The 23,759-nt window shown below is 68.6% G+C and carries 22 protein-coding genes; 5 read left to right on the plus strand and 17 right to left on the minus strand.

The features are described 5' to 3' along the window. Entirely contained in the window at nt 1–927 is a 927-nt protein-coding gene (ltnD, locus tag FHR97_RS14925; protein ID WP_425486096.1) for an L-threonate dehydrogenase, read from the minus strand. A gap of 125 nt (nt 928–1,052) precedes the next feature. Here ltnD and FHR97_RS14930 point away from each other — a divergent pair, with 125 nt between their 5' ends. Together FHR97_RS14930 and FHR97_RS14935 are read left to right on the plus strand one after the other, a co-directional pair. Further along, complete coding sequence (locus FHR97_RS14930) at nt 1,053–2,087, plus strand: LacI family DNA-binding transcriptional regulator (RefSeq protein WP_183384588.1); 1,035 nt, start codon at nt 1,053–1,055, stop codon at nt 2,085–2,087. Between the two features lie 171 nt (nt 2,088–2,258). Continuing rightward, nucleotides 2,259–2,945: a type 1 glutamine amidotransferase domain-containing protein gene (locus tag FHR97_RS14935; RefSeq protein ID WP_183384589.1), complete on the plus strand. Its 687-nt coding sequence runs from the start codon at nt 2,259–2,261 to the stop codon at nt 2,943–2,945. 129 nt (nt 2,946–3,074) lie between these two features. Here the strand turns inward: FHR97_RS14935 and FHR97_RS14940 are convergent, their stop codons facing one another. From FHR97_RS14940 to FHR97_RS14990, 11 genes are all read right to left on the minus strand, one after another. Further along, nucleotides 3,075–3,785 carry a c-type cytochrome gene (locus FHR97_RS14940; protein WP_183384590.1) on the minus strand — a complete coding sequence of 237 codons (711 nt, stop codon included), beginning with the start codon at nt 3,783–3,785 and terminating at the stop codon, nt 3,075–3,077. Nucleotides 3,786–3,958: 173 nt separating this feature from the next. Next, entirely contained in the window at nt 3,959–4,597 is a 639-nt protein-coding gene (locus FHR97_RS14945) for a transglycosylase SLT domain-containing protein (protein ID WP_183384591.1), read from the minus strand. 145 nt (nt 4,598–4,742) lie between these two features. Then, nucleotides 4,743–5,948, minus strand: a complete 1,206-nt coding sequence (locus FHR97_RS14950; protein WP_183384592.1) for a benzoate/H(+) symporter BenE family transporter — start codon at nt 5,946–5,948, stop codon at nt 4,743–4,745. 119 nt (nt 5,949–6,067) lie between these two features. Continuing rightward, nucleotides 6,068–7,312, minus strand: coding sequence for a benzoate/H(+) symporter BenE family transporter (locus FHR97_RS14955; RefSeq protein WP_183384593.1), 1,245 nt, complete (start codon nt 7,310–7,312; stop codon nt 6,068–6,070). A 68-nt stretch (nt 7,313–7,380) separates the two neighbouring features. Next, a complete protein-coding gene (gene benD / locus FHR97_RS14960; protein WP_183384594.1) occupies nt 7,381–8,181 on the minus strand; it encodes a benzoate diol dehydrogenase BenD in 801 nt (266 codons plus the stop codon). Further along, nucleotides 8,178–9,206: a benzoate 1,2-dioxygenase electron transfer component BenC gene (gene benC / locus FHR97_RS14965; RefSeq protein WP_183384595.1), complete on the minus strand. Its 1,029-nt coding sequence runs from the start codon at nt 9,204–9,206 to the stop codon at nt 8,178–8,180. Before benC ends, benD begins: the two co-directional genes overlap by 4 nt. Nucleotides 9,207–9,244: 38 nt before the next feature. Beyond that, nucleotides 9,245–9,733: a benzoate 1,2-dioxygenase small subunit gene (gene benB, locus FHR97_RS14970; protein ID WP_183384596.1), complete on the minus strand. Its 489-nt coding sequence runs from the start codon at nt 9,731–9,733 to the stop codon at nt 9,245–9,247. A 32-nt stretch (nt 9,734–9,765) separates the two neighbouring features. Beyond that, nucleotides 9,766–11,145: a Rieske 2Fe-2S domain-containing protein gene (locus FHR97_RS14975; protein ID WP_183384597.1), complete on the minus strand. Its 1,380-nt coding sequence runs from the start codon at nt 11,143–11,145 to the stop codon at nt 9,766–9,768. A gap of 128 nt (nt 11,146–11,273) precedes the next feature. Further along, nucleotides 11,274–12,248: a catechol 1,2-dioxygenase gene (gene catA, locus FHR97_RS14980; RefSeq protein ID WP_183384598.1), complete on the minus strand. Its 975-nt coding sequence runs from the start codon at nt 12,246–12,248 to the stop codon at nt 11,274–11,276. A gap of 45 nt (nt 12,249–12,293) precedes the next feature. After that, a complete protein-coding gene (gene catC / locus FHR97_RS14985) occupies nt 12,294–12,584 on the minus strand; it encodes a muconolactone Delta-isomerase (protein ID WP_183384599.1) in 291 nt (96 codons plus the stop codon). A 32-nt stretch (nt 12,585–12,616) separates the two neighbouring features. Then, on the minus strand, nt 12,617–13,735 hold the full coding sequence (locus FHR97_RS14990) for a muconate cycloisomerase family protein (protein ID WP_183384600.1): 1,119 nt from the start codon (nt 13,733–13,735) through the stop codon (nt 12,617–12,619). 105 nt (nt 13,736–13,840) lie between these two features. Here FHR97_RS14990 and FHR97_RS14995 point away from each other — a divergent pair, with 105 nt between their 5' ends. Beyond that, complete coding sequence (locus tag FHR97_RS14995) at nt 13,841–14,743, plus strand: LysR family transcriptional regulator (RefSeq protein ID WP_183384601.1); 903 nt, start codon at nt 13,841–13,843, stop codon at nt 14,741–14,743. A gap of 104 nt (nt 14,744–14,847) precedes the next feature. Further along, nucleotides 14,848–15,615, plus strand: coding sequence for a FadR/GntR family transcriptional regulator (locus tag FHR97_RS15000; RefSeq protein WP_221187818.1), 768 nt, complete (start codon nt 14,848–14,850; stop codon nt 15,613–15,615). Between the two features lie 98 nt (nt 15,616–15,713). Here FHR97_RS15000 and araH read toward each other — a convergent pair whose 3' ends face one another. Genes araH through FHR97_RS15015 form a run of 3 tightly spaced genes read right to left on the minus strand, consistent with a single transcriptional unit; the run spans nt 15,714 to nt 19,281 of the window. Next, entirely contained in the window at nt 15,714–16,727 is a 1,014-nt protein-coding gene (araH, locus tag FHR97_RS15005) for an L-arabinose ABC transporter permease AraH (protein WP_183384602.1), read from the minus strand. Between the two features lie 41 nt (nt 16,728–16,768). Next, entirely contained in the window at nt 16,769–18,262 is a 1,494-nt protein-coding gene (gene araG / locus FHR97_RS15010; protein ID WP_183384603.1) for an L-arabinose ABC transporter ATP-binding protein AraG, read from the minus strand. Between the two features lie 26 nt (nt 18,263–18,288). Beyond that, the gene (locus tag FHR97_RS15015; protein WP_183384604.1) at nt 18,289–19,281 is read right to left on the minus strand and encodes an arabinose ABC transporter substrate-binding protein; all 993 of its coding nucleotides are present in this window, start codon (nt 19,279–19,281) and stop codon (nt 18,289–18,291) included. A 443-nt stretch (nt 19,282–19,724) separates the two neighbouring features. On the opposite strand from FHR97_RS15015, the gene FHR97_RS15020 reads away from it, so the two are divergent. Further along, nucleotides 19,725–20,690, plus strand: coding sequence for a LysR family transcriptional regulator (locus FHR97_RS15020; RefSeq protein ID WP_183384605.1), 966 nt, complete (start codon nt 19,725–19,727; stop codon nt 20,688–20,690). Nucleotides 20,691–20,728: 38 nt separating this feature from the next. Here FHR97_RS15020 and FHR97_RS15025 read toward each other — a convergent pair whose 3' ends face one another. Further along, nucleotides 20,729–21,652: a Gfo/Idh/MocA family protein gene (locus tag FHR97_RS15025; protein WP_183384606.1), complete on the minus strand. Its 924-nt coding sequence runs from the start codon at nt 21,650–21,652 to the stop codon at nt 20,729–20,731. 52 nt (nt 21,653–21,704) lie between these two features. Next, nucleotides 21,705–23,510, minus strand: a complete 1,806-nt coding sequence (locus tag FHR97_RS15030) for an IlvD/Edd family dehydratase (protein ID WP_183384607.1) — start codon at nt 23,508–23,510, stop codon at nt 21,705–21,707. Between the last annotated feature and the right edge of the window lie 249 nt (nt 23,511–23,759).

The raw sequence follows: 23,759 nt of genomic DNA on the forward strand, positions 1-23,759 counted from the left end.
TCACGCCTCCCCCGGGTCGTTGGCCGCCTCGGGCAGCCTGATGCCCGACAGCCGCTCGTAGACCTTGATCACCGCCGAGTCGTCCTCGCGCCCGAAACCGGCCCCCTTGGCCGCGGTGAACTGCTGCAGGGCACTGGCGGTCACCGGCGTCGGCATGGCCAGCTCGCGGCCGGTGTCGTGGACGATGTTGAGGTCCTTGACGAAGATGTCGACGGCGGACAGCGGGGTGTAGTCGCCCTTGAGGATATGCGGCACCCGGTTCTCGAACATCCAGGAGTTGCCCGCCGAGTGGGTGATCACCTCGTAGACGGTGTCCGGGTCCAGCCCCATGCGGATACCCAGCGCCATGGCCTCCGCCGCCGTGGCGATATGCACGCCGGCCAGCAGCTGGTTGACGAGCTTCATGCTCGAGCCGATGCCGGCCGCGTCACCCAGCCGATAGACGGTGGCCGCCATGCCGTCGAGGGCCGCGGCGGCCTTGTCGAAGGCCGTGGGCGTGCCGGAGGCCATCACCGAGAGCTCGCCGCGGCGCGCCTTGGCGGCCCCGCCGCTGATCGGCGCATCGAGCATCTCGAGCCCGGCCTCGGCCAGCCGCTCGCCGAGCCGGCGGGCGATGCTGGGGGCCACCGTGGCGCACTGCAGCACCACGCTGCCCGGGGCGAGACGGCCCACCAGACCCTGGTCGCCGAACAGCACCTGCTCGACCTGGTCGGCGTTGACGACCACCAAGAGCACGATGTCGCAGTGCGCGGCCAGCTCCGCAGGGGTGGCGGCCGTGCGCCCGCCCTGGGCCGCGAAGGCCTGGCGTGCCGGGGTCGAAACGTCGCAGCCGGTCACCGCCAGCCCCTGTTCGAGGAGGGCAGTGGCCGTTCCCATGCCCATGGCGCCCAGGCCGATGACCCCGATGCGCGGCGCGCTTGCGGAAATGTCACTCACCTTTCGATCTCCCGATGGTCGTGTGATTCGTTATGGTAGCGCTGTCATGTTAGCGCTAACATAGTTCTAGACGAGTGACTTTCCCACAGCAAGCCCAGTGTGCAAGGATGTGACCAATGTCTAACCAGGATCCCAGCAGGACACGGCGCCGCCGCGGTTCGACCCAGCCGACCCTCAAGGAGGTCGCGGCCGCAGCCGGCGTGTCCTCCATTACCGCCTCCCGCGCGCTGAACACGCCCGAGCGCGTCAACGAGGAGACCCGCAAGCGGGTCCTCGAGGCCGTCGACCGGGTGGGCTACGTGCCCAACCTCGTCGCCGGCAGCCTGGCGTCCGCCCGCTCCCGCTTCATCGCGGTGATCGTGCCGTCGCTGGCCAACGCCGTGTTCATCGAGGTGATCCGCGGCCTGCAGGCGACCTTCGAGGCACAGGGCTACCAGATCCTGCTGGGCAACACCGACTACGACATCGAGCGCGAGCACCGCCTGGTCAGGACCTTCCTGGGCTGGTCGTGTTCGGCGCTGGTCACCGCCGGGCTGCGCCATACCCCGGCCTGTCGCGACCTGCTCGAGCATTGCGACAAGCCGGTGATGGAGGTCATGGAACTGGGCGAGGCCCTGGACCTCAATGTCGGCCTGGACCATCGCGAGGCCGGCCGCTGCATGGCCCGCCATCTGCTGGAGCGTGGCTATCGGCGCACCGTCTACGTCGGCGCCTGCCTGGACAAGGACTACCGGGCCGGGCTGCGCTTCGACGGCCACCGGGAGGTCATGGAGGCGGACGGGCGCGAGGCGCCGCTCATCGAGCTGGACCGGCTGGGCAGCCTGGAGGCCGGCGCCGCCGGGCTCGACCGGGTGCGCGAGGCCTACCCCGACACCGAGGCCATCCACTTCGCCAACGACGACCTGGCGGCCGGGGCCCTGCTGCACGGCTTCCGGCTCGGCCTGAAGGTGCCGGACGAGATCGCCATCGCCGGGTTCAACGGCCTGGCCCTGGGCCAGCACCTCACCCCGCGCCTGACGACGATCCAGTCTCCCCGCGAGACCATGGGACGCCAGGCCGCCGAACAGATCCTGCGGCGGCTGGATGGCAAGCGGGTCACCCGTCGCCAGTGCAATGTAGGCTTCGAGCTGCTAGTCGGCGAGAGCACCTGAGGCGTTCCAGGGTCACTCGCCGTCGGACGCCAGCGGCGCCCGGATCCGCTCGCGCCGCCTGGCCCCAGCCGGATGGGAACCACTCGACTCGCCCGGTGCCAGATCACCGGAACCAACCCGCTTTTCCGGGGCCACGTGACCTCGACGCCCCGGCCAAGGAGGAACAGACCGATGAACAAGCGGATCCTGATCGTATTGACCTCGCACGACCGTCTCGGCGACACCGGCGAGAAGACCGGCTTCTGGCTGGAGGAGTTCGCGGCCCCCTACTACGCCCTCGAGGATGCCGGTGCCGAGATCACCCTGGCCTCCCCCCAGGGCGGCCAGCCGCCGCTGGACCCCAAGAGCGACGCCGAGGACAGCCAGACCGAGGCGACGCGGCGCTTCAAGCAGGACCCCGACGCCCAGGCCCGGCTCGCCGCCACCCATCGGCTCGCCGAGATGAACGCCGACGACTTCGATGCGGTCTTCTACCCCGGCGGGCATGGCCCCCTCTGGGACCTGGTCGACGACCGTGACTCGATCCGCCTGATCGAGGCCTTCTGGGCCCAGGGCAAGCCGGTCTCGGCGGTCTGCCACGCGCCCATCGTGCTGCTGAACGCCAGGGACGCCTCGGGCAGGCCCATCGTCGAGGGACGCGAGGTCACCGGCTTCACCAACGGCGAGGAAGCGGCGGTCGGCCTGACCGAGGTCGTCCCGCAGTTGGTGGAAGACGCCCTGATCGCGCGGGGCGCCAGGTACTCCAAGGCCGAGGACTTCGCCCCCTACACTCGCCAGGACGGGCAGTTACTCACCGGGCAGAACCCGCCCTCCTCCGAACCGGTGGCCGAGCGGCTGATTGCCATGCTGAAAGGGTAACGAGGAGCCGGGACGAGCGTCCTCGACTCCTGGACCACGCCCAACGGGCACAAGATCACGAGGCTCCAGGCCGGGCGCGCCTATCGCCTCAAGCCGAGGCTCGGGCAGGGCCGTCGTGCCTCGCACCCCTCAATGGGCGTGATCATGGCCATCGTCGTGATGGTCGTCCTCGGGCTGGGCGGCGGCCTCTTCCTCGTGGTGGTCTGCCCCCTGGTCATCCGCCGCCCCGTCGTCGTGGTGACCCTCACCGGCCTCCCCTTGGGCTCCCGTGGCGTCCGCCATGGCCAGCAGGTTGCCATGCTCGTGGTCATGGCCGTCGTCGGCCACGCCTTGCCGCGCCTCGGGCGCGACCGAGGCGGCATAGTCCTGCTCGGAAAGCTCGGGCAGGCGCTGCAGGAAGGCCACCATCTCCCAGAGCTCGGCATCGTCATGGGTCTCGCCCCAGGCCGGCATGCCGGTCATCTTGATACCGTGCTTGATGATCCAGAACTGCTCGGCCGGCGAACGATGGCTCGGCTCGGCCAGCCGCGGCGGCATGGGGTTCAGGCCCGCCCGCAGCACCGTGCCGTCGAGCCCGGGCTTGAGGTGGCAGGCCGTGCAGAGGTCCTCGTAGGCGCGAGCCCCCTGGCGGATCATCCCGGGGTCGTCGAGGTCGGGCACCTCGATGTCCTCGGCCCGGGAAGACACGGAGGCGTGCATGGTGGAATGCAGGACCGACTCGACCAGCGGCAGGTGATCATCGCTGGCGGCGACGTTGTACATGCCGCTGTGCAGGTAGGCCATGGCTCCCGCGCCAAGCAGGCCCAGGCCCAGCACGATGCCGGCAAGGATGCGAAACATAGGGGCGAACCTCAGAGTCCTGGGTGGTGTCGGTCATTCGCAAGCGTCGGGACCCACCAGCGGCCGAGGTGGCCGGCCGAGCGGCCTGCACGGCGAAGGCGGCTCCCCGCCTGCGAATCTGCGACACAGTGTGCCACGAACGGTCCAGCGCCTCGAATGCCTCCCTCGCTCGGTCAGCCTCGGCAGAACGGCCAGACCTGATAGAAGCGATCGCAGCGGAACTCAGCCTCGCAGGCGGCCAGCTGCGCGCGATAGCGCCCGGCGGTCGCGGCGACCTGCCGGGCGGCGCGCCGCACGCCGGGCTTGTTGCGGTAGGACCCTCGCCGATAGCCGCCCTGACCCTCGTGGTAGGCCAGGTAGAGGTGCTCGGGGTTGTGCAGCGACACCCCCGTCATGCGCCGGGTGCGCGCGTTGTACCAACCGATGAAGTCGGTGGCATCCTCCATGTCGCTGCGGCTGGCGAACCAGCCGGCCGCCTCTACCTGGTACTCTCCCCACACCGGGTCCTGGGCCTGGGCGTAGCCGTAGGCCGACGATGGCCGGGTCCAGGGGATGAAGCCGAGCAGGCGTTGCCGTGGGGGCTTCACGTGGCTGCGAAAGGACGACTCCCGCTCGATGAAGGCCATCTGCGTCCAGATCGGCGTCCCCCATTTCTGCTGGGCGTCCCGGGAGGCGTCGTACCAGTCCGGTTGCTCACGGAAGATCTCGCACAGGTTCGTCTGGTCCCGGGGCGGCGCCGGCGCGAACATGGCACAGCCCGTCAGGCCGAGGGCCATGCCCAGCAGGCTCAGCCGGCCGATCCATCCTCTCATGCTCCTTCCGCTCCTCCAGGCACCTCGACTCGCCGTCATCCGCAGTCTCCCGTCATCGGTCCGGCCGCCTGTCGACCGGGCTGATGGCGAGCCTATCACCGCAGCCTGCCCGGCGGCAGCCCGAGGGTTCCACGCGCCGGGCGAGTCAGCGTCGTGCGGCGCTCGTCGTGGCGCGACGGCTCGGCATGGCCAGCGGCCGATGCAGCAGGCCGTAGGCCAGGGCGCCGACCACCACGCCCCAGAAGGCCGAGCCGAGCCCCAGGAAGCTCATGCCGGAGGCCGTGGCGAGGAAGGTGATCACCGAGGCCTCCAGGTGATCCTTGCAGGCGGCGAAGGCGCTGACGTTGCTGGCGATGGCACCGATCAGCGCCAGGCCGGCCAGCACCGCGACGAACTCGCCGGGCAGCGAGGTGAACAGCGCCACGATGGTACCGGCCAGGGTCCCCCCGACCAGGTAGAAGACGCCGTTGGCCACGCCGGCGACATAGCGCTTGTCCGGGTTCTCGTGGGCCTCCGGGCTGGTGCAGATCGCCGCGGTGATGGCGGCGATCACCGTGGTGATGCCACCGAAGCAGGCGGTCACGAGGGAGGTCAAGCTGGCGACGGTGACGATGGGCCGGGCCGGGGTGTCGTAGCCGGCGGTGCGCAGGATCGCCATGCCCGGCAGGAACTGGCCGGTCAGGCTGACCAGCACCAGCGGGATCGCCAGGCTCAGGGTGCCCTGCCAGGTCCACTCGGGGCGGATGAACTGGGGTGAGGCCAGGCTGAGCGTCACGCCCTCGAGGCTCGCCCCCTCCAGGACGACCGCCAGGACGACGCCGACGATCAGCAGCAGCACCAGGCTGTAGCGCGGCGTCAGGCGCTTGAACACCAGGTAAGCCAGGAGCATGCCGATGGCCAGCGCCGGCACCGATTCCAGCGAGACGAAGACGCCGACGCCGAACTGGAAGAGGATGCCGGCCATCATGGCGCTGGCGATGCCCGGCGGAATCGCCCGGATGATGCGGTCGAAGGAACCGGTGATGCCGATCACGAGGATCACCGCCGCCGCGGTGAGGTAGGCGCCCACCGCCTCGCCGAGCGACAGTCCCGGGAAGAGCGTGACCAGCAGCGCCGTGCCCGGCGCCGACCAGGCGGTGACCACCGGCACCCTGAGCCACAGGCTGAGCCCGATGCCGGAGACGGCGGCCCCCATGGAGATGGCCCAGACCCAGGAGGTCATCATGGCGCCGGAGATCTCGGCACTCTGGGCGGCCTGGAAGAAGATGGCCAGGGGGCCGGCATAGGAGACCAGCACCGCCACGAAGCCGGCGGTGACGGCGGGAAGGGAGCAGTCCTGATGGAGTCGCATGACGAGAACCTCGGCGGGGAAACGGAAAGGCGGCACGCGAGGCTGCCGACGAAGGAAAAAAGGCCCGCTCCACCATCGCTGGCACGGGCCAAGGGAGGATGCCGGGGTGGACGCCGCGCCTAGCCGGCCTTCCTGGACAGCGGGCGGCGCTCGAAGGTGAAGTCGAAGTCCTTGAACTCGACGAGCATCGAGAGCCCCGCGCCCAGCACCAGCGCCCAGAAGGAGGAGCCGATGCCGAGGATCTGGAGGCCCGAGACGGCGATCAGGAAGGAGAACATCGCCCCCACCTCGTGCTTGCCGGAGAAGGTCATGTGCATCGCGGAACTGATCACCCGCAGCAGGGCCAGCCCGGCGATGATGGCGATGAAGTAGCTCGGCATGGCCTCAATCAGGCTGAACACGAAGCCGTAGAAGGGGGCGGCCACGACGAAGATGATGCCGACGATGACCGCGGCCACCCAGCGCTTGTCGTGGCTGCCGGCTTCCGGCCCGGAACAGATGCCGGTCATCGGCGCGGCGATGCAGGTGCTGTGCAGGTTGAAGAAGGCCGAGACCATGGTGCCGAAGCCCCCCACGGCGGTGATGGCATTGGCCGGCGCCTCCTTGAAGCCCATGCCCTTGACCAGGCCCACGCCGGCGGGCGTCTCCATGCCCACCAGGATCAGCGCCAGGGGCAGGCCGTAGGCCAGGAAGGCCTCCAGGGTGAAGGCGGGCATGATGAACTCGGGGAGCCGGAACGAGAACTCCACGCTCGAGAAGTCGGCGCCGGAGGCGGCCATGTACCCGACGCCGACCAGCAGGGTGACGACCAGGGGGGGCACTGGGCGCAGGTAGCGAGCCGCGAAGAAGAAGGACAGGATCATCACGACGGCCGGCAGTATGGCGTTCTGCAGCGGCATCACCATGTTGATGCCGAACTTGAGCAGGATGCCCGCGACCATGCCCATGACGATCGGCATCGGGATCAGTCGCATGACCAGGCTCATCATGCCGGCCAGGCCGACGACCAAGGCGATGGCCCCGGCGATCAGGGTCGCTCCCAGGGCCTCGTTGAGGCCGACCACGGGAATGATGGCCGCGAACAGCAGCGCGCCGGGGATGGAGTTGGCCATCGGCAGCGGCAGTCGGTAGTAGGCCGGCAGGAAGAGCCCGAACAGGCCGTTGATCATCAGATAGCTGATCACCCAGAGCAGCGTGAACTCCTGGGGGAGCCCGGCGGCGGTGCCGGCACTGATATGGATGATACCGGCGCTGAGGCCGAAGATCCCGGCGACCAGGCCGGCGCTGAAGTTGTCGGCGTTGAGATCGCGGATGAAGTCGCGTGGCGCGGACATGAGACCCACGCCTTTTTCGATATGCTTCATGATCTGCTCCAGGGGTTATTGTCGTTGGAGGTCAGGAGAATGCCCGATGCGTACGCGCCATCGGCCGGCTAGCCCAGGTCGCCACCGGCCACCGGCACCACCGTGCCGGTGATGTAGCTGGCATCGCTGGAGGCGAGGAACAGGATCGGCGCGGCCATCTCGTCCAGGGTGCCGTAGCGGCCCATCAGGCAGCTCGCCTTGGTCTGATCGATATGCGCCTGGAACCAGGCCTGCTCCGTTTCATTGCGGGGCTCCGGCGTGCCGCGCGAGATCCGCCGCGGCGGCGCCTCGGTACCGCCCGGCGCCGTGGCCACCACTCGAATGCCGTGCTCGGCGTATTCGAAGGCCAGCGACGCCGTCATGGCGTTGACGCCGCCCTTGGCCGCCGAGTAGGGAATCCGGTGGATACCGCGGGTCGCCGCCGAGGACACGTTGACGATGACGCCACTGCCCTGCTCCACCATGCCGGGCAGAGCCGCGCGGCAGCACCACAGGGTCGGCATCAGCGAACGGGTGATCTCGGCCGAGATCTCGGTATCGCTGAACTCGGTGAACGGCTTGAAGTTGATCGCCCCGCCCACGTTGTTGATCAGGATATCGAGACGCCCGAAGTGCTCTCGGGCCCGGGTCATGGCGTCCTCGGCGCCCTCCCAGGTCTCCAGGTCGGCCTGCAGGGCGATGGCCTCGGCCCCCTGCTCGCGCAACTCGGCCACCACCGCCTGGACATGGTCGGCACGGTCCACCAGGGCCAGGCGGGCCCCCTCGGCGGCGGCGCGCTCGGCGACGCGCTGGCCGATGCCCTGGGCGGCCCCGGTGATCACCATCACCCGGTCCTGGAAACGTGGGGCGTCGAAACGTTGGCGGTTCATGCGGCCTCCCCGGGTGCCTGGTTGGGGGTGAACTTCTCGTAATGGAAGCTCTGCGGCACGATGCCCTGCTCGTCGAAGTGCTTGAGCACGGCGTCGACCATCGGCGGCGGTCCGCACAGGTAGACGTCCACGTCGCCGTCGTGCATCACCCCGGCGTCCATGTGGTGGGTCACATAGCCCTTGCGCGGATTCCGGCTTTCCTCGTCCACCACCACGGTGGTGTACGTGAAGCCCGGCAACTGCTCGGCGAAGGCATCCAGGGCGTCGGTCTTGACCAGGTGATCGTCCTTGTTGACGCCGTAGATCATGTGGATCGGGGCATCGCAGCCCTTCTCCACCAACTGCTCGAGCATGGAGAGGAAGGGCGCCAGCCCGGTGCCACCGGCCAGCATCAGCACCGGGCGCTTGACCTCGCGCAGGTAGAAGCTGCCGAGGGGCCCGGTCAGGGTCAGTCGATCGCCCACGGCGGCCCGCTCGGTCAGGTAGCCGCTCATGACCCCGTTCGGGATGTTGCGGATCAGGAAGGTGGCACGCTTCTCCCCCGGCAGCGAGCTGAAGGAGTAGGAGCGATGCTCGGCGGTGCCCGGCACGTCGATATGGATGTACTGGCCGGGCAGGAAGGCCAGCTCGGCGCCGTCATCGAGGTCGATGGCCAGCTCGATGCTGTCCTCGGAGAGTGGCTCGACCACGGCCACGGTGCCTTCGACCTTGCCCACCGCGGTCTTGCACAGGCTCGAGGCCACCGGTACCTGGACGACACAGTCGGTGGACGGCACCATCTGGCAGGTCAGCACCTGGCCCTCGGCGGCCTCCTCGTCGGAGAGCGCTTCCTCCAGGTATTCGTCGCCCATGTCGAATTCACCCTGCTCGCAGTGACCCTTGCAGGTGCCGCAGACGCCATCGGAGCAGTCCATGGGCAGGTTGACCTTCTGCCGGTAGGCGGCGTCGAGGACCGTTTCCCCTGCCTTGCAGCCGATGAAACGGGTGACGCCGTCCTCGAAGTTGAGTGCAATGGTATAGCTCATGGTCGAATCTCCTCCCGCACCGGGTCAGCGTGACCCGGTCAGATGTGATAGATGTCGATGACCTGGTGGATATAGTCGTTGTTGAGTTGCACGACTTTTCTGGTGATCAGCGGCGCATCCCCCGACACGTCCAGGGTGTAGAAGGCGCTGCCGAAGTAGCTGTCGGTCTTCTTGTAGCGGTGGCTCAGGGTGTGCCAGTTGAAGCGCAGCTCCACCCTGTCGCCCTCCTCCCTCAGCACCTCGAGGTTGGTGATCTGGTGGGTGGTGCGCGGCTCCGGCGTGCTCGCCCCGCTGCGCTCGGTCTTGATCCGGTAGACCCGGTCCTCGAGCCCCTCGCGGTTGGGGTAGTAGATCAGCGAGATCTCGCTATGCGGGTCCTCGGTCAGCCGGTCGTCGTCGTCCCAGGCCGGCATCCAGAACTCGGCGTCCTGGCGGTAGCACTCCAGCCACTCGTCCCACTGGCGGTCGTCGAGCAGGCGCGCCTCGCGGTACAGGAAGGCCTGGATGTCGTGGTAGCTGATGCTCATGGTCTCTTCTCCTCTTCTCGGTTCGGGCGCGCTTACGCACTCTCGGTCGAACGTGCGGTGGCGATGAACTGGCTGCGTTCCCTGTCGATGGCGCGCAGCATCTCCTCGACCCAGTGCTTGTGGTGCAGCACGTAGAGGCCCTCGTCTTCCGGGGAGGCCCCGCTGAGCAGCGGCTTCATGTCGATCGCCTGGGCGTTCTCGTCGGCCCCCTCGATCCACTGCTTGGCGCCGCGCGAGAGGTCGTTCCACTCGGCCAGCGATCCGTTGTAGCCGTCCTGGCAGGCGCGGAACTCCTCGAGGTCGTCCGGCGTGCCCATGCCCGAGACGTTGAAGAAGTCCTCGTACTGGCGGATACGCACCCGGCGGTTCTCCGCGGACTCGCCCTTGGGCGCGAAGCAGTAGATGGTGACCTCGGTCTTGTCGACGGACAGCGGACGCAGCACGCGGATCTGGGTGGAGAACTGGTCCATCAGGTAGACGTTGGGGTAGAGGCACAGGTTGCGGGTCTGGTTGACGATGGAGTCGGCCCGCGCCGCGCCGAGCTCGGCCTCGATCTCGTCCTTGCGGGTGTAGACCGGGCGCACCTCGGGGTTGAGCAGCCGGGTCCACAGCATCATGTGGCCGTGATCAAAGGAGTAGAAGCCGCCCTGGCTCTTCGACCAGCCGTCGGCGTCCACCGCCTTGGTGCCGCCGGCGTCGTAGTTGCGCCGCTCCATGGTCGAGGCGTAGTTCCAGTGCACCGAGCTCACGTGGTAGCCGTCGGCGCCGTTCTCGGCCTGCAGCTTCCAGTTGCCGTTGTAGGTGTACGACGAGGTGCCGCGCAGGATCTCCAGGCCTTCCGGCGCCTGGTCGACGATGTTGTCGATGACCTTGGTGGTCTCGCCCAGGTACTCTTCCAGCGGCTGGACGTCATCGCTCAGGCTGCCGAACAGGAAACCCTTGTAGTTGGCGAAGCGCGGCAGGCGCTTGAGGTCGTGGGAGCCTTCCTGCTTGAAGCCCTCCGGGTAGGCGCCGTTCTTCTCGTTCTTGGCCTTGAGCAGCTTGCCGTCGTTCTTGAAGGTCCAGCCGTGGAAGGGGCAGGTGAAGGTGCCCTTGTTGCCCTGCTTGCGGCGGCACAGGGTGGCGCCACGGTGGGCGCAGGCGTTGATCAGACCGTGCAGCTCGCCCTGCTTGTCGCGGGTGATGACCACCGGCTGGCGGCCCATGGTCACGGTGAAGTAGTCGCCCGGCTCGCTGATCTGACTCTCGTGGGCCAGGAACAGCCAGTTGCCCTCGAAGATGTGCTTCATCTCCAGGTCGAAGAAGGCCGGGTCGGTGAACATGCTGCGGTGGCAGCGGAAGATGCCGTTGTCGGCGTCGTCGACGACGGCGCCGCGGACGCGTTGTTCGAGTTGGTCAAGCTGGGTGGTCATGATCCAGATCCTCGATGTCTTGTCGTAAGTTGTCGTATCTGTCGTCGGAGCTTGTCCGGCGGCAGGTCCACGTCTTCATTCGACCTGCCCCCGGCGCTCCTCGCGTGCGCTCGATGGCAGGGGCCGATTCAGACCCTGGCGGTGCCGGCCAGCTGGCTGTGCTTGTCCTGCTCGTCTTCCTTGGCCCGCGGGCGGGCGTGACGCACCTGCAGTTCGGGGGCGTCGGTCTTCGCCAGCTCGATGTCGAACACCACCTCGGAGAAGGGGCCATCCAACTCGCGCCTGGCGATCTCGGCCGGGTCCTCGATGCGGTGGGCCGGCATCACCAGTTCCTCGCGGGTGGCGAAGGCGAAGTCGTCGAAGGTGTAGGGGTCGCCGGCCAGGTTGATCTGGGTGGTCAGGTGCTTGTGGCCCGGGGCGGAGATGAAGTAGTGGATGTGCGCCGGGCGCTGGCCATGGCGGCCGAGCAGGTCGAGCACCTGCTGGGTCGGGCTGTCCGGCGGGCAGCCGTAGCCGGAGGGGATGATGCTGCTCGCGGTGTAACGGCCCTCGCTGTCGGTGATGATGCTGCGGCGCAGGTTGTACTCGCTCTGGGTGGGGTCGAAGAAGGAGTAGCCGCCCTTGGAGTTGGCGTGCCAGATCTCGACCTTGGCGCCGGCGACGGGGTGGCCGTCGACGTCACGCACCTGGCCGGTCAGCCACATGGTCTCGCCGTCCTGGTCCTGGCCGTCGTCCATGCGCGCGAAGCCCTTGGCCTCCGGGGCGCCGGCCACGTAGAGCGGGCCCTCGATGGTGCGCGGGGTGCCGCCCAGCAGGCCGCGCTCGCGATCGGCAGCGTCCATGCGCATGTCCAGGTAGTGGTCGAAGCCCAGTCCCGGGGCCAGCAGGCCGAACTGGGTGCCATGGCCCAGGGCGTTGAGCACGCTGACGGCGGACCAGAACTCCTCGGCGCTGACGTCATAGTCGTCCATCAGCCGGAACAGGTCGGAGAGCAGGCGGTGCATGATCTGCTTGGCGCGTTCGTTGCCGCCGGCCTGGTCGAAGCCGGCGACGGCGTTCAGGAAGTCCTGGACCTCGGGAGTATCGAAAATCTTTACGGTCATGCTGGCATCCTCGTGTTGTTGTATCTGATGGACTCGGGCATCGAGTCAGCTGTCGTCGTCGCGGACCGACGAGGGGTGTCGACACAGCGGGGTGACGTTGATCTCCATGTACGGAAAGAGCGGGAGATTCGAGACGATCTCCTGCAGTTCGGCGTTGTCCTGCACGTCGAAGATGCTGACGTTGGCGTAGCTGCCGGCGACCCGCCACAGGTGGCGCCACTTGCCGGCACGTTGCAGCTCCTGGGCGTAAGCCTTCTCGGTCGCCTTGATCTCGGCGGCCCGCTCGGCCGGCATGTCCGGCGGCAGCTTCACGGTCATTTCCACTTGAAACAGCATGTCTCTCCTCCTCCGAATCTGGGTCTGGACGCTTACTTGCGCGAATAGTGGGCGAGCTTGTCCTCGTCGAGGGCGATGCCGAGGCCGGGGCCGGCCGGCAGGTCGACGCCGAACTCGTGATAGCGAAGTGGCTCGGCGACGATGTCGTCCTCGAGCAGCAGCGGGCCGAACATCTCGGTGCCCCAGGCCAGTTCGCCGAGCGTCGACCAGGCATGCAGGGACGCGGCGGTGCCGAGGGTGCCCTCGAGCAGGGTGCCGCCATAGAGGCCGATGCCGGCGGTCTGGGCCAGATGCGCCAGCTCCAGCGCCGCCACTGGTCCGCCGGACTTGGCGATCTTCAGCGCAAAGGCGCCACTGAAGCCGCGCGCCGCCAGGTCGAGGCCGTCGCGGGCGTCGGCCACCGCCTCGTCGGCCAGCATCGGCACCCGGAAGCGGTTGGCCAGGCGCACCAGGCCGGCATGCTCGCGGGCGGGAAGCGCCTGCTCGATCAGCTCGATGCCGGCATCCTGCAGGGCCGCGATGCCACGCACCGCGGTGGCCTCGTCCCAGGCCTGGTTGACGTCGACCCGTACGCTCGCCCGCTCCCCCAGCGCCGCCTTGATGGCCGCGACATGCCGTACGTCCTCGTCCAGGTCACGGGCGCCGATCTTCAGCTTGAAATCACAGTGGCGACGGTCGTCGAGGCGCTGGAAGGCCTCGTCGATGTCCTTGTCGGTATCCCCCGAGGCCAGCGTCCACAGCACCGGCAGGTGCGCGTGGCGCGCGCCACCCAGCAGGTCGGCCACCGACAGCCCCAGGCGCTTGCCTCGGGCGTCGAGCAGCGCGGTCTCCAGCGCCGACTTGGCGATCATGTTGCCGCGGGTATGGCGGGCCATCCGGGCGCGCAGGACGTTGAGGTTGTCGGCGGGCTGGCCGATCAGCAGTGGTGCCAGGTAGGCGTCGATATTGCGCTTGATGCTCTCCGGGCTCTCGGGACCGTAGGCCAGGCCGCCGATGGTGGTGCCCTCGCCCAGGCCCTCCACGCCGTCGCTGTGGCGCATGCGCACGATGACCATCGTCTGGCAGGCCATGGTGGTCATGGAGAGCTTGTGGGGGCGGATGGTCGGCAGGTCGACCAGCAGCGTCTCGATGGATTCGATCACGGATGACATGGAGGCTCCCGAAAGGCGGCATGCTGAACTGTTGGAGGCAGTTTGATTGCGCCCCGGGAAAGGAACCAATATGGTTTTGGTGGTTATCCATACCCTGGAGGTATCATGGAGCTTCGTCACCTGCGTTACTTCTGCGTGGCGGCCGAGGAACTGAACATGACCCGGGCGGCCGCCCGGCTGCACATAGCGCAGCCGCCTTTAACTCGACAAATCAATCAGTTGGAAGAAGAAATCGGTACCCGACTGTTCGAGCGAAGCCCCCGGGGACTGACCCTCACCCCGGCAGGCCAGTTCTTTCATGAGCATACCCTGCAGATACTGGAAAAGGTCGACACCACCGTCGCGGGCACCCGGCGCATCGCCCGCAGCAAGCGCCAGCTGTTCGGCATCGGCTTCGTGCCGTCGGTGTTCTACGGTCAGCTTCCGCTGCTGGTGCGCGGCCTGCGACAAAAGGATGACGTCGAACTGACGCTGGTCGAGTTGACCACGGTGCAGCAGATCCAGGCGCTCAAGGCGGGTCGCATCGACATCGGATTCGGCCGGCTGCGCATCGACGACCCGGAGGTCGAGCAGGAGGTGCTGTTCGAGGAGCCGATGATGGCGGCGCTGCCCAATGGTCACCCGCTGGAAGGCACCACGCCGACCATGGCGCAGCTGGCCGAGTATCCGCTGATCCTGTTCCCGGCCACGCCGCGACCGAGCATGGCGGACACCGTGCTCGGCATGTTCCGCCGCCGCGGCCTGCGGGTGCAGGTCGCCCAGGAGGCCAACGAGATGCAGACCGCCCTGGGACTGGTGGCCTCGGACCTGGGCATCACCCTGGTGCCCGAGCAGGTTCGCCGGCTGCAGCGTGACGGGATCAACTATGTCTACCTGGCGGAGACGCACATCACCATCCCCATCCTGTGCAGCCGGCGACGCGGCGAGCCGCCCAGCGAGATCATGCGCGAGGCCAACGCCATCCTCGAGGTGCTGGTCGAGAATCGCCGAACGGGCCGCTACCCCTGACCCGGCCTCGCCGCTCCTCCGGCCGCGGGCCCCTGCGCCCTTGCCAGCCATTGCCTGTATGTTGAACATAAGCTAGCATCGCGGTTATTTAGTGGAGACCCGCCTTGTCGACTCGCTCCCGCCCGGACACCGTGCGCCCCAGCATCGCCGACCACCTCGCCCGGGAGATCTTCTCCGGCCGCTACCAGCCCGGTGACTTCGTGCCCAAGGAAGTGGATCTCGCCGAGCGGTTCGCGATCAACCGCTCGGCGGTGCGCAGCGACCTGCGTCAGCTGGTCGATGTCGGCATCATCGAGCGCATCTCCGGACATGGCTCCAAGGTGCGCGAGTACGATGCCTGGAACATCCTCGACCCCCTGGTCACCGACTGGATGACCCGCTACGCCACCCCCAACCCGGAGATCCAGCGCGAGATCCTGGCCTTTCGCCTCGACGTGGAGCCCTACGTGGCCATGACCGCCGCCCGGCGTGCCACCGCCCGCGACCTGGTCGCCATCGAGGAGGCCTTCGAGGGCATGGGGCAGAACCTGCACGGCGGCAACGGCGAGGCCGGCCGCCTGCACAGCGACTACGACGTCGCCTTCCATGTCGCCATCTACAAGGCCACCCACAACATCGTCTGGGCGCAGCTCTCGCATATCCTCAGGCCCTCGATCTACATGCTGATCGAGAAGTCCAATGTCAGCGCCAGCGACCCCGAGGAGAGCCTGGAGCGCCACCTCCAGCTGATGGAATGCATCCGTGCCCGCCGCCCCCGCGAGGCCTTCCTCGCCGCCCAGGCGGTCCTGGCCGGGACCGCCGACGCCCTGGGCATCCCCCCCGGCGACGCCATCCTGGGCAGCCAGCTGGATCTGCCCCCGACGCAGGCCTGACCGTCCGGCACGACGCCGCGGTGAGCCGGCCCGTCCCGAAAGGCGATCGGCTCCCACGCCGCAGCATGGGAGCCGATCGCGCTCGGAAAAGCGGCTGACTAGGCTCGCGAGCGACGGGTCTGCTTCCAGCGGTCGAACATCACCGCCAGCAGCAGGATGGCGCCACGCACCAGGTACTGGTAGAAGGTCGGCACGTTGAGCAGGCCCATGGCATTCTGCACGCAGCCCATGATCAGCACCCCGACCAGCACGCCGGTGATCGAGGCGATGCCGCCGGACAGCGCCACGCCGCCCAGCACGCAGGCGGAGATCACGGCGAGCTCCAGGCCCAGGGCGGTGTTGGGATCGCCGAGGCCCATGCGCGAGGTCAGCAGCACCCCGGCGATGCCGGCGACCACGCCCTGCAGGCCGAAGACGATGATCTTCAGGCGGCGCACGTTGACCCCCGCCAGGGCCGCGGCCTCGGCGTTGCCGCCGGTGGCCAGGACGTTGCGCCCGAAGGCGGTCATGTTGAGCAGCACGCCGAAGATCACGAAGCAGGCGATCATGGTCCACACCGGCAGGGTGAGCCCGAGGAAGGAGGCGCTGCCCAGCTCGAAGAAGGCCGGCACGGTGATCATCACCGCATCGCCGCCGGAGGTGATGTAGGCCAGGCCACGCACGAACTCCATGGCCGCCAGGGTGGCGATCAGCGAGTTGATGCCGAAGCGCGCCACCACGAAGCCGTTGAAGGCCCCCACCGCGCCGCCGGCGACCACCCCGCCGAGCACGCCGATGATCACGCTGCCCGAGGCCGAGGTGGCCACCGCGGCGACCACCCCGGCGAAGGCCACGATGGAGGCCACCGAGAGGTCCACCTCGCCCAGCGCCAGCACCAGCATCATGGTGGTGGCGATGGTGCCGATCAGCGTCACCGAGAGCAGCAGCCCGATCATGTTGCGGCCGGTGAGGAAGTCGGGGATGAACACCGACAGGGCCACGAACAGCACCAGGAAGATGGCGATCAACCCCGAGGTGTCGAGCAGGGTACGCAGCGGCTTGGTGAGCCCCTGGCGGCCCTCGGGCCGGGCCGGGGCGGCGCCCTCGCCCTGCGCGATCTCATGCGTATTCATAGGCTTCTCTCTCGCAGTTGGTGTGGTGTCAGGCGATTCGTTCAGGCGGGCAGCGCCAGGCCCAGCAGGCGCTCGGGGGTGGCGTCATCGCGTGCCACGATGTCGACCAGGGCGCCGTCGCGCATCACCCCGATGCGGTCGCAGATCGAGCTGACCTCGGCCAGGTCGCTGGAGATCACCACCACGCTCTTGCCCTGGTCGGCCAGGTCGTAGAGCAGGGTGTAGATGTCGCGCCGGGCGCCGACGTCGATGCCGCGGGTCGGCTCGTCCATGACGAACAGCTCGATCTCCTCGGACAGCCAGCGGGCCAGGATCACCTTCTGCTGGTTGCCGCCGGACAGGGTGCTGATGCGGGTCCGCGGCCCCGGCGTCTTGATGCTCAACTGGCGGATGTAGTCGCGGGTGTTGGCCAGCTCGCGGGACGGCTGGCGGAACAGTCCCCAGCGCTTGAAGAAGCGTCGACAGCTGACGTTGAGGTTGTCGGAGACGCTGGCGATGGGGAAGATGCCCTGGGACTTGCGGTCCTCGGGGCACATGGCGATGCCGGCGCGGATCGCCTCGGCGGGGCTGCGGAAGCGGCGCGGCTCGCCGGCGAAGCGTACCTCGCCACCGCGCGGGCGCTCGACGCCGCAGACCAGCCGCATCAGCTCGCTGCGCCCGGCGCCGACCAGGCCGAACAGCCCGAACACCTCGCCGCGACGGACGTTGAAGCTGACCGGCTCGCTCAGCCCCTTGCCGGCGATGGCGTCGATGGCCATCAACTCCTCGCCCGCCTCCCGGGCGCGATAGCCGTAGACGTCCTCGATGTCGCGCCCCACCATCTCGCTGACCAGGGTGTCGTGGTCCAGGGCCTCGAGGCTGTCGTGGGTGCGGATGTGCCGGCCGTCGCGGAACACCGTGACCGCATCGCACATCTCGAACACTTCCTCCATGCGGTGGGTGACATAGAGCACCACCCGCCCCTCGTCGCGCAGGCGCTTGACGATGCGCTTGAGCTGGCGGGTCTCCTGCACGGAGAGGCTGCTGGTGGGCTCGTCGAAGGCGATCACCTTGGCATCGCGCAGCAGGGCGCGACCGATCTCGATCATCTGCTGCTGGCCGATGGACAGCTCACGCACCTTGGTGGCGGGATGGATGGCGTCCTCGCCCAGGTCGCGCAGGATGCGCAGGGCCTCCTCGCGCATGCGGCGGCGATCGACGAAGCCGCGCCTGGCCGGCAGCTGGCCGAGCAGCAGGTTCTCGGCCACCGACAGGTTGGGCGACAGCGTCAGCTCCTGGTAGATGATGGCGACCCCCTGGCCGAGGGCCTCGCGGGCGTTGACGAAGACGTGGCGCTCGCCGCCCAGCCACAGGGCGCCCTCGGTGACGCGATTGACGCCGCTGAGCACCTTGAGCAGGGTCGACTTGCCGGCGCCGTTCTCGCCCATCAGGGCATGCACCTGGCCGGCCTGGGCGGCGAAGCTCACCCCGTCCAGCGCGCGCACGCCGGGAAACTCGACGCTGATGCCGTCGAAACGCAGATAGGGTTCTGACATGGGGGCAGACTCCTCAGCGGGCGGGATCAGAGGCCGAGCTCATCGCGCACGGCCTGCCAGTTGTCGCGGGTCATCAGGGTGCCGGAGGTCACGGTGTTGGCCGGCGGCTCGTCGCCCTCGGTGACCCAGGCATGGAGGTTCTCCGCGGTCTGGCGACCATGCATGGTGGAGCTCACCGCCACGGTGCCGTGGAAGCCGGTGGGGGCCTCGCGGGAGAACTCGGCGAAGGCGGCGCCGGAGCCGTTGATGCCCACGCCGATCACGTCCTCGGCGCCCAGGCCATACTGCTCGCTGGCCCGCACGCCCCCCAGCACGCTCTCCTCGTTGAGCGCATAGATCACCCAGTGCTCGTAGTCGCCGCGCTTGGCGAACACCGGCGAGGCCGCCGAGAAGGCACTGGCGGTATCGCTGTTCTGCTGGGGGGCATCGAAGATGTTGCCCTCGGGGAAGCCGGCCTCGAGCAGGGCATCGGTGGCGCCGTCGGTGCGCTCCTTGGCGGTGGGCAACTCGTAGTTGGTGATGCGCAGCGCGGCGACCTCCTCGGGATTCCAGCCGCGCGCCTCCATCTCGGCGGCGAGGGCCTCGCCGACCTGCTGGCCGATCTTGTAGCCGGACATGCCCAGGTGGGGGACCGTCTCCATGGGCTCGCCATCGGGGCCGACGAAGCGGTCATCGACGGTGACCACCTTCATGCCGTACTGCTCGGCGCGGTTCATGATCGCCGGGCCCAGGCGCACGTCCGGCGGGCAGATCACGAAGCCCTGGGCGCCCTGGGAATGGAGGTTGTCGATGGCGCTCAGCACCTGTTGGCCGTCCTCGCCGGCCAGGCGTACCACCTCGAAGCCCTGTTCCTCGCCGAGGGCGGTGGCGGCCTGCTGCTCGTTGATGAACCAGGCCTGCTCGGGCTTCTTGACGATGAAGCCCAGGGTCACCTCCTCCTGGGCCAGGGCGATGGTGGGGGCAGACAGGGCCAGGCCGGCGCCCAGGGTAACGGTGGCGAGTCGAGAAAGGGGTCTCATCGCGTACTCCTGTGGTGATCTCGATTGTTGTTATGCACCCCGCGGGCAGCCCTTCAGCTGCCGCGGTCATGGTCACCCTACGCCGTGACAACCATAACTCTCCAATAGCATTCGGCGCATAAAGTGATATCCATATGGTTATCAGCCTGAACGAAGGGGCGCTGTGGGGACACGGGCAGGACGACGGGGGCGAATGCGCTGCGACTAAAGTGTGTGGCCAACGGACGCGGTGCGCCGGGCCGGTCTGGCGGGCGGCCGACTCAGCGGGTCGAGAAATGCCACCGGGTAGGGCTCCGGTCGGTCACTCCCGGTGATCGCAGCATCGAGGGGAACAGAGCCAACTGTGATTGCCTTGGTGGCGATGGGTTCTCTCTGGACACCGCTTCTGGTAACCGCTGATACTGGCTTGGCGCTCTACTCATATTCATCTGGTTATCATGCCCATGACGCCTCCTGCCCATGACGGTCGCCTGACGCCGGACTGGTTTCTCGACGTGCGACTCAAGTGTCGCCACCTGCAGTTGCTCGCCGCCCTCGACGAGCATCGCAACCTGCATCGCGCCGCCGCCAGCCTGGCGATCAGCCAGCCCGCCGCCTCGAAACTGCTCGCCGAGCTGGAAGCCCGACTCGACGTCAGGCTCTTCGAGCGTCACGCCCGGGGGCTCGACCCCAACTGGTATGGCGAGATCATGGTGCGTCGGGCCCGCAGCATGCTCTCGGAGTTGCAGCAGACCGGGGACGAGCTCAACGCCCTGCGTGCCGGCAATGCCGGCCGCGTCTCGGTGGGCACGGTCATGGATCCCGCGGTCACCCTGCTGTCCCAGGCCCTGGAAGCCACACGCAGCGACCTGCCCGGGCTCAAGGTGAGCGTCGACGTGGACGTCAGTCAGCGGCTGATCCCGCGCCTGGTCGAGGGCGAGCTCGATATCGCCCTGTGCCGCATCCCGGCGGGCTTCGATCACGGCCAGTTCGTCTTCGAGGAGATCGGCGAGGAGGTCATCAGCCTGATCTGCCGGCACGGCCATCCGCTGACGGCCACGGCCGCCCCCGAGCTGGTCGAGATGATCGACTACCCCTGGTCCCTGCAGCCGCCCGGCGCCCTGATGCGCCAGCGCTTCGACTACCTGCTCAGCTATCACGGCCTGGCGCCCCCCAAGCAGGTCGTCGACACCCCGGATATCCTGGTATCGCTGGCCCTGGTGGCGGCTTCCGACACCCTGACGGTAACCACCCGGGAAGTGGCCGAGCTGCTCTGCGACCCACAGCGTTTCTGCCTGCTGCCGACCCCGCAGCCGGTGAACGTCCAGCCCTACGGCCTGGTCACCCTGAGGGCCAAGCGCCTGTCGCCCGGGGCGGCGGCCCTCACCACCCAACTGCGCGAGGTGATCCGCCGCCGCGAGATCCGCTGAGGGGCCCGGCCGCCGTAAACCCGGTGATCGGGAGCTCGTCAGTCGTGGAACGGCGCCACGGCACGCCGATGGCCGAGCATCAGGGCGTCGGCCACGTGGCGCAGGGGGGCGATGTCGATATCGCTCTCCCCGCGCTCGAGCAGGTCGCGGAAGTGCGCGTACACGCCCGGGTACTCCCGCTCCGGCTCCTCCATCAGCGTCTCGCCGTCGATGACCAGGCGGGCGCCCCCCTCCTCAAGCGTCAACACGCCCTGCGCGGTATCGATGCGCATCTGCCAGCACGGCGGGTCTTCGTGGCGGAAGTCGAAATCGGCCTCGATCTCGACCCCCGCGGCGGTGCGGAACGCGAGGGCCGCGGCGATCGGCGTCTGGCAGTTCTGGGGAACCTCGAGGGTGGCGCGGCGCAGGAAGAACGGCGCCAGCAGCTCGGTGGCGATCGACAGCGCGTTGATGCCGGGGTCGAAGACCCCCATGCCCCCGGCTTCCCAGAGCCAGCGCTGGCCGGGGTGCCAGACCCGCACGTCTTCATGCCAGCGGATGGCCACGGCGCGCACGGCCTTGTCGGCCAACCACGCCCTGGCGGTGGCGATTCCCGGCGCGAAACGCGAGTGCCAGGCGGCGAACAGCACCTGACCCCGCGCCGCGGCGAGGCTCCTCAGGTCCTCGATCTCGGCCAGGGTCGCGCCGGGGGGCTTCTCCAGCAGCACCGCCTTGTCGCGGCGCAGCGCCAGGGAGGCGAGCTCGTGACGCAGGTGGGCCGGGGTGCAGATCGCCACCCCGTCCAGGCTCGGCTCCGCGTCGAGCATCGCCGCCAGGGACCGATAGTCGGTGACACCGTCGAGACGGGCATGGGGATCCGCCGTGGCGACGAGTTCGAGGCCGGGGGTGGCGGCGATGGCGGCCAGGTGCTGGTCGCGGGCGATCTTGCCGACACCGACCAGGCCCAGGCGAAAGACGGACATGAGGCTCTCCTCGGTGGGTCGCGTCGGAGGCGCCGAGCGCTCCGGCGACGGGCTAGTGGTTATCCCTCGGCGGGCTGCGGCGCGCCACGTCGCGATACTGCGGCGCCGGCGCCAGGATCATGCCGCGATCCAGCGGCTCGACCATCGAGCGCTGGATCTCCTGCCAGGGCGTCTGGTGGGGCGGATAGGCATAGCCGCCGACGGCCTCGAGCCGCTCCCGGCGCCGGCTCAGGGTGGCGTCGTCCACCAGCAGCCGGACCTCGCCGCGACCCAGGTCGACCCGCAGCCGGTCGCCGCTCTCGAGCAGCGCCAGGGGCCCGCCGGTGGCCGCCTCCGGGGCGGCGTTGAGGATCGACGGCGAGCCCGAGGTGCCCGACTGGCGCCCGTCGCCCAGGCACGGCAAGGACTCGATGCCGGCACGAATCAGCGCCTCGGGCGGCTGCATGTTGACCACCTCGGCGCCGCCGGGATGCCCCACCGGGCCGGCGCCGCGCATCACCAGGATGGTGGTCGCGTCGATGGCGAGCGCCGGGTCGTCGATGCGCGCATGGTAGTCCTCGGCGCCATCGAAGACCACCACGCGACCCTCGAAGGCCTGGGGATCGTCCGGGGCCTCGAGGAAGCGCCGGCGGAAGTCGGCGGAGATCACGCTGGTCTTCATCAGCGCCGAGTCGAAGAGGTTGCCCTTGAGGTTGAGGAAGCCGGCGTGCTCGACCAGCGGGTTGGCGTAGCGGCGGATCACCTCGGGATCCCGGGTCTCGCGGCCGGCCAGGTTCTCGGCCAGCGTCCGGCCGTTGACGGTGATCGCCTCGCCGTGGAGCCGGCCGGCGTCCAGCAGCTCGTGCATCACCGCCGGCACGCCGCCGGCGCGGTGGAACTCCTCGCCCAGATAGGCCCCGGCCGGCATCACGTTGGCCAACAGCGGAATCTCGTGGCCCAGGCGCTGCCAGTCGTCGTTGTCGAGGGCGACGCCGGCATGCCGGGCGATGGCGTTGACATGGATCGGCGCATTGGAGGAGCCACCCAGCGCCGAGCAGGTGACCAAGGCGTTCTCGAACGCCTCGCGAGTCAGGATGTCACTCGGCCGCAGGTCCTCCCGGACCAGGTCGACGATGCGCTCGCCGGTCCGGTAGGCAACCGCGCCACGCTCCTTGTAGGGGCCGGGAATCATCGCCGAGCCGGGCAGGCTCATGCCCAGCGCCTCGGCCAGCGCGTTCATGGTCGAGGCGGTGCCCATGGTGTTGCAGTGGCCCACCGAGGGCGCGGAGTCGGCGATCCTGGAGAGGAACTCGGGGTAGTCGATGTCGCCGGCGGCGAGGCGCTTGCGCATCTCCCACACCACGGTACCCGAGCCGACGCGCTCGGCGCCGCGCCAGCCGTTGAGCATGGGCCCGCCGGACAGCACGATCGCCGGGATATTGACCGTGGCCGCGGCCATCAGCGCCGCCGGGGTGGTCTTGTCGCAGCCGGTGGTCAGCACCACCCCGTCCAACGGGTAGCCGTGCAGCACCTCCACCAGGCCCAGGTAGGCCAGGTTGCGGTCCAGCGCCGCGGTGGGCCGGCGCACGTTCTCGTGGATGGGGTGCATGGGGAACTCGAAGGGCACCCCGCCGGCGGCGCGGATGCCGTCCTTGACCCGCTTGGCGAGCTCCACATGGTGGCGGTTGCAGGGCGTCAGGTCGGAACCCGACTGGCAGATGCCGATGATCGGCCGGCCACTCGTGAGCTCCTCCAGGGTGATGCCCTGATTCAGGTAGCGCTCGATGCATAGCGCGGTGGTGCCGGGGTGATCGGGGTTGTCGAACCACCACCGCGAGCGGAGCTGGTCGGGGGAGATCCGGCGTGACTCTTGGGCCATGTCTGCACCTCTATCGTGATGATGGCGTCGTTACCGCCGGGGATAAGTTAAACATACCAACCGTATGTTGAATATATTCAATTGGCCGTAGAAGACCGACCGGGACACCGGGGCCCTCCCCGAAAGGGCGCTTGCCGGCGCCGTGCAGGCAGGCCACGCCTGGAGGAAGGAAGAGAAGCGACGACGGGCTCCTTAGCGCCGCTGCCACTAGCGGGCGCGTTCTGGAGCGATGTCGTATACATCCTTCGG

The sequence above is a fragment of the Halomonas stenophila genome, from assembly GCF_014192275.1.
Taxonomy (GTDB): Bacteria; Pseudomonadota; Gammaproteobacteria; order Pseudomonadales; family Halomonadaceae; genus Halomonas; species Halomonas stenophila.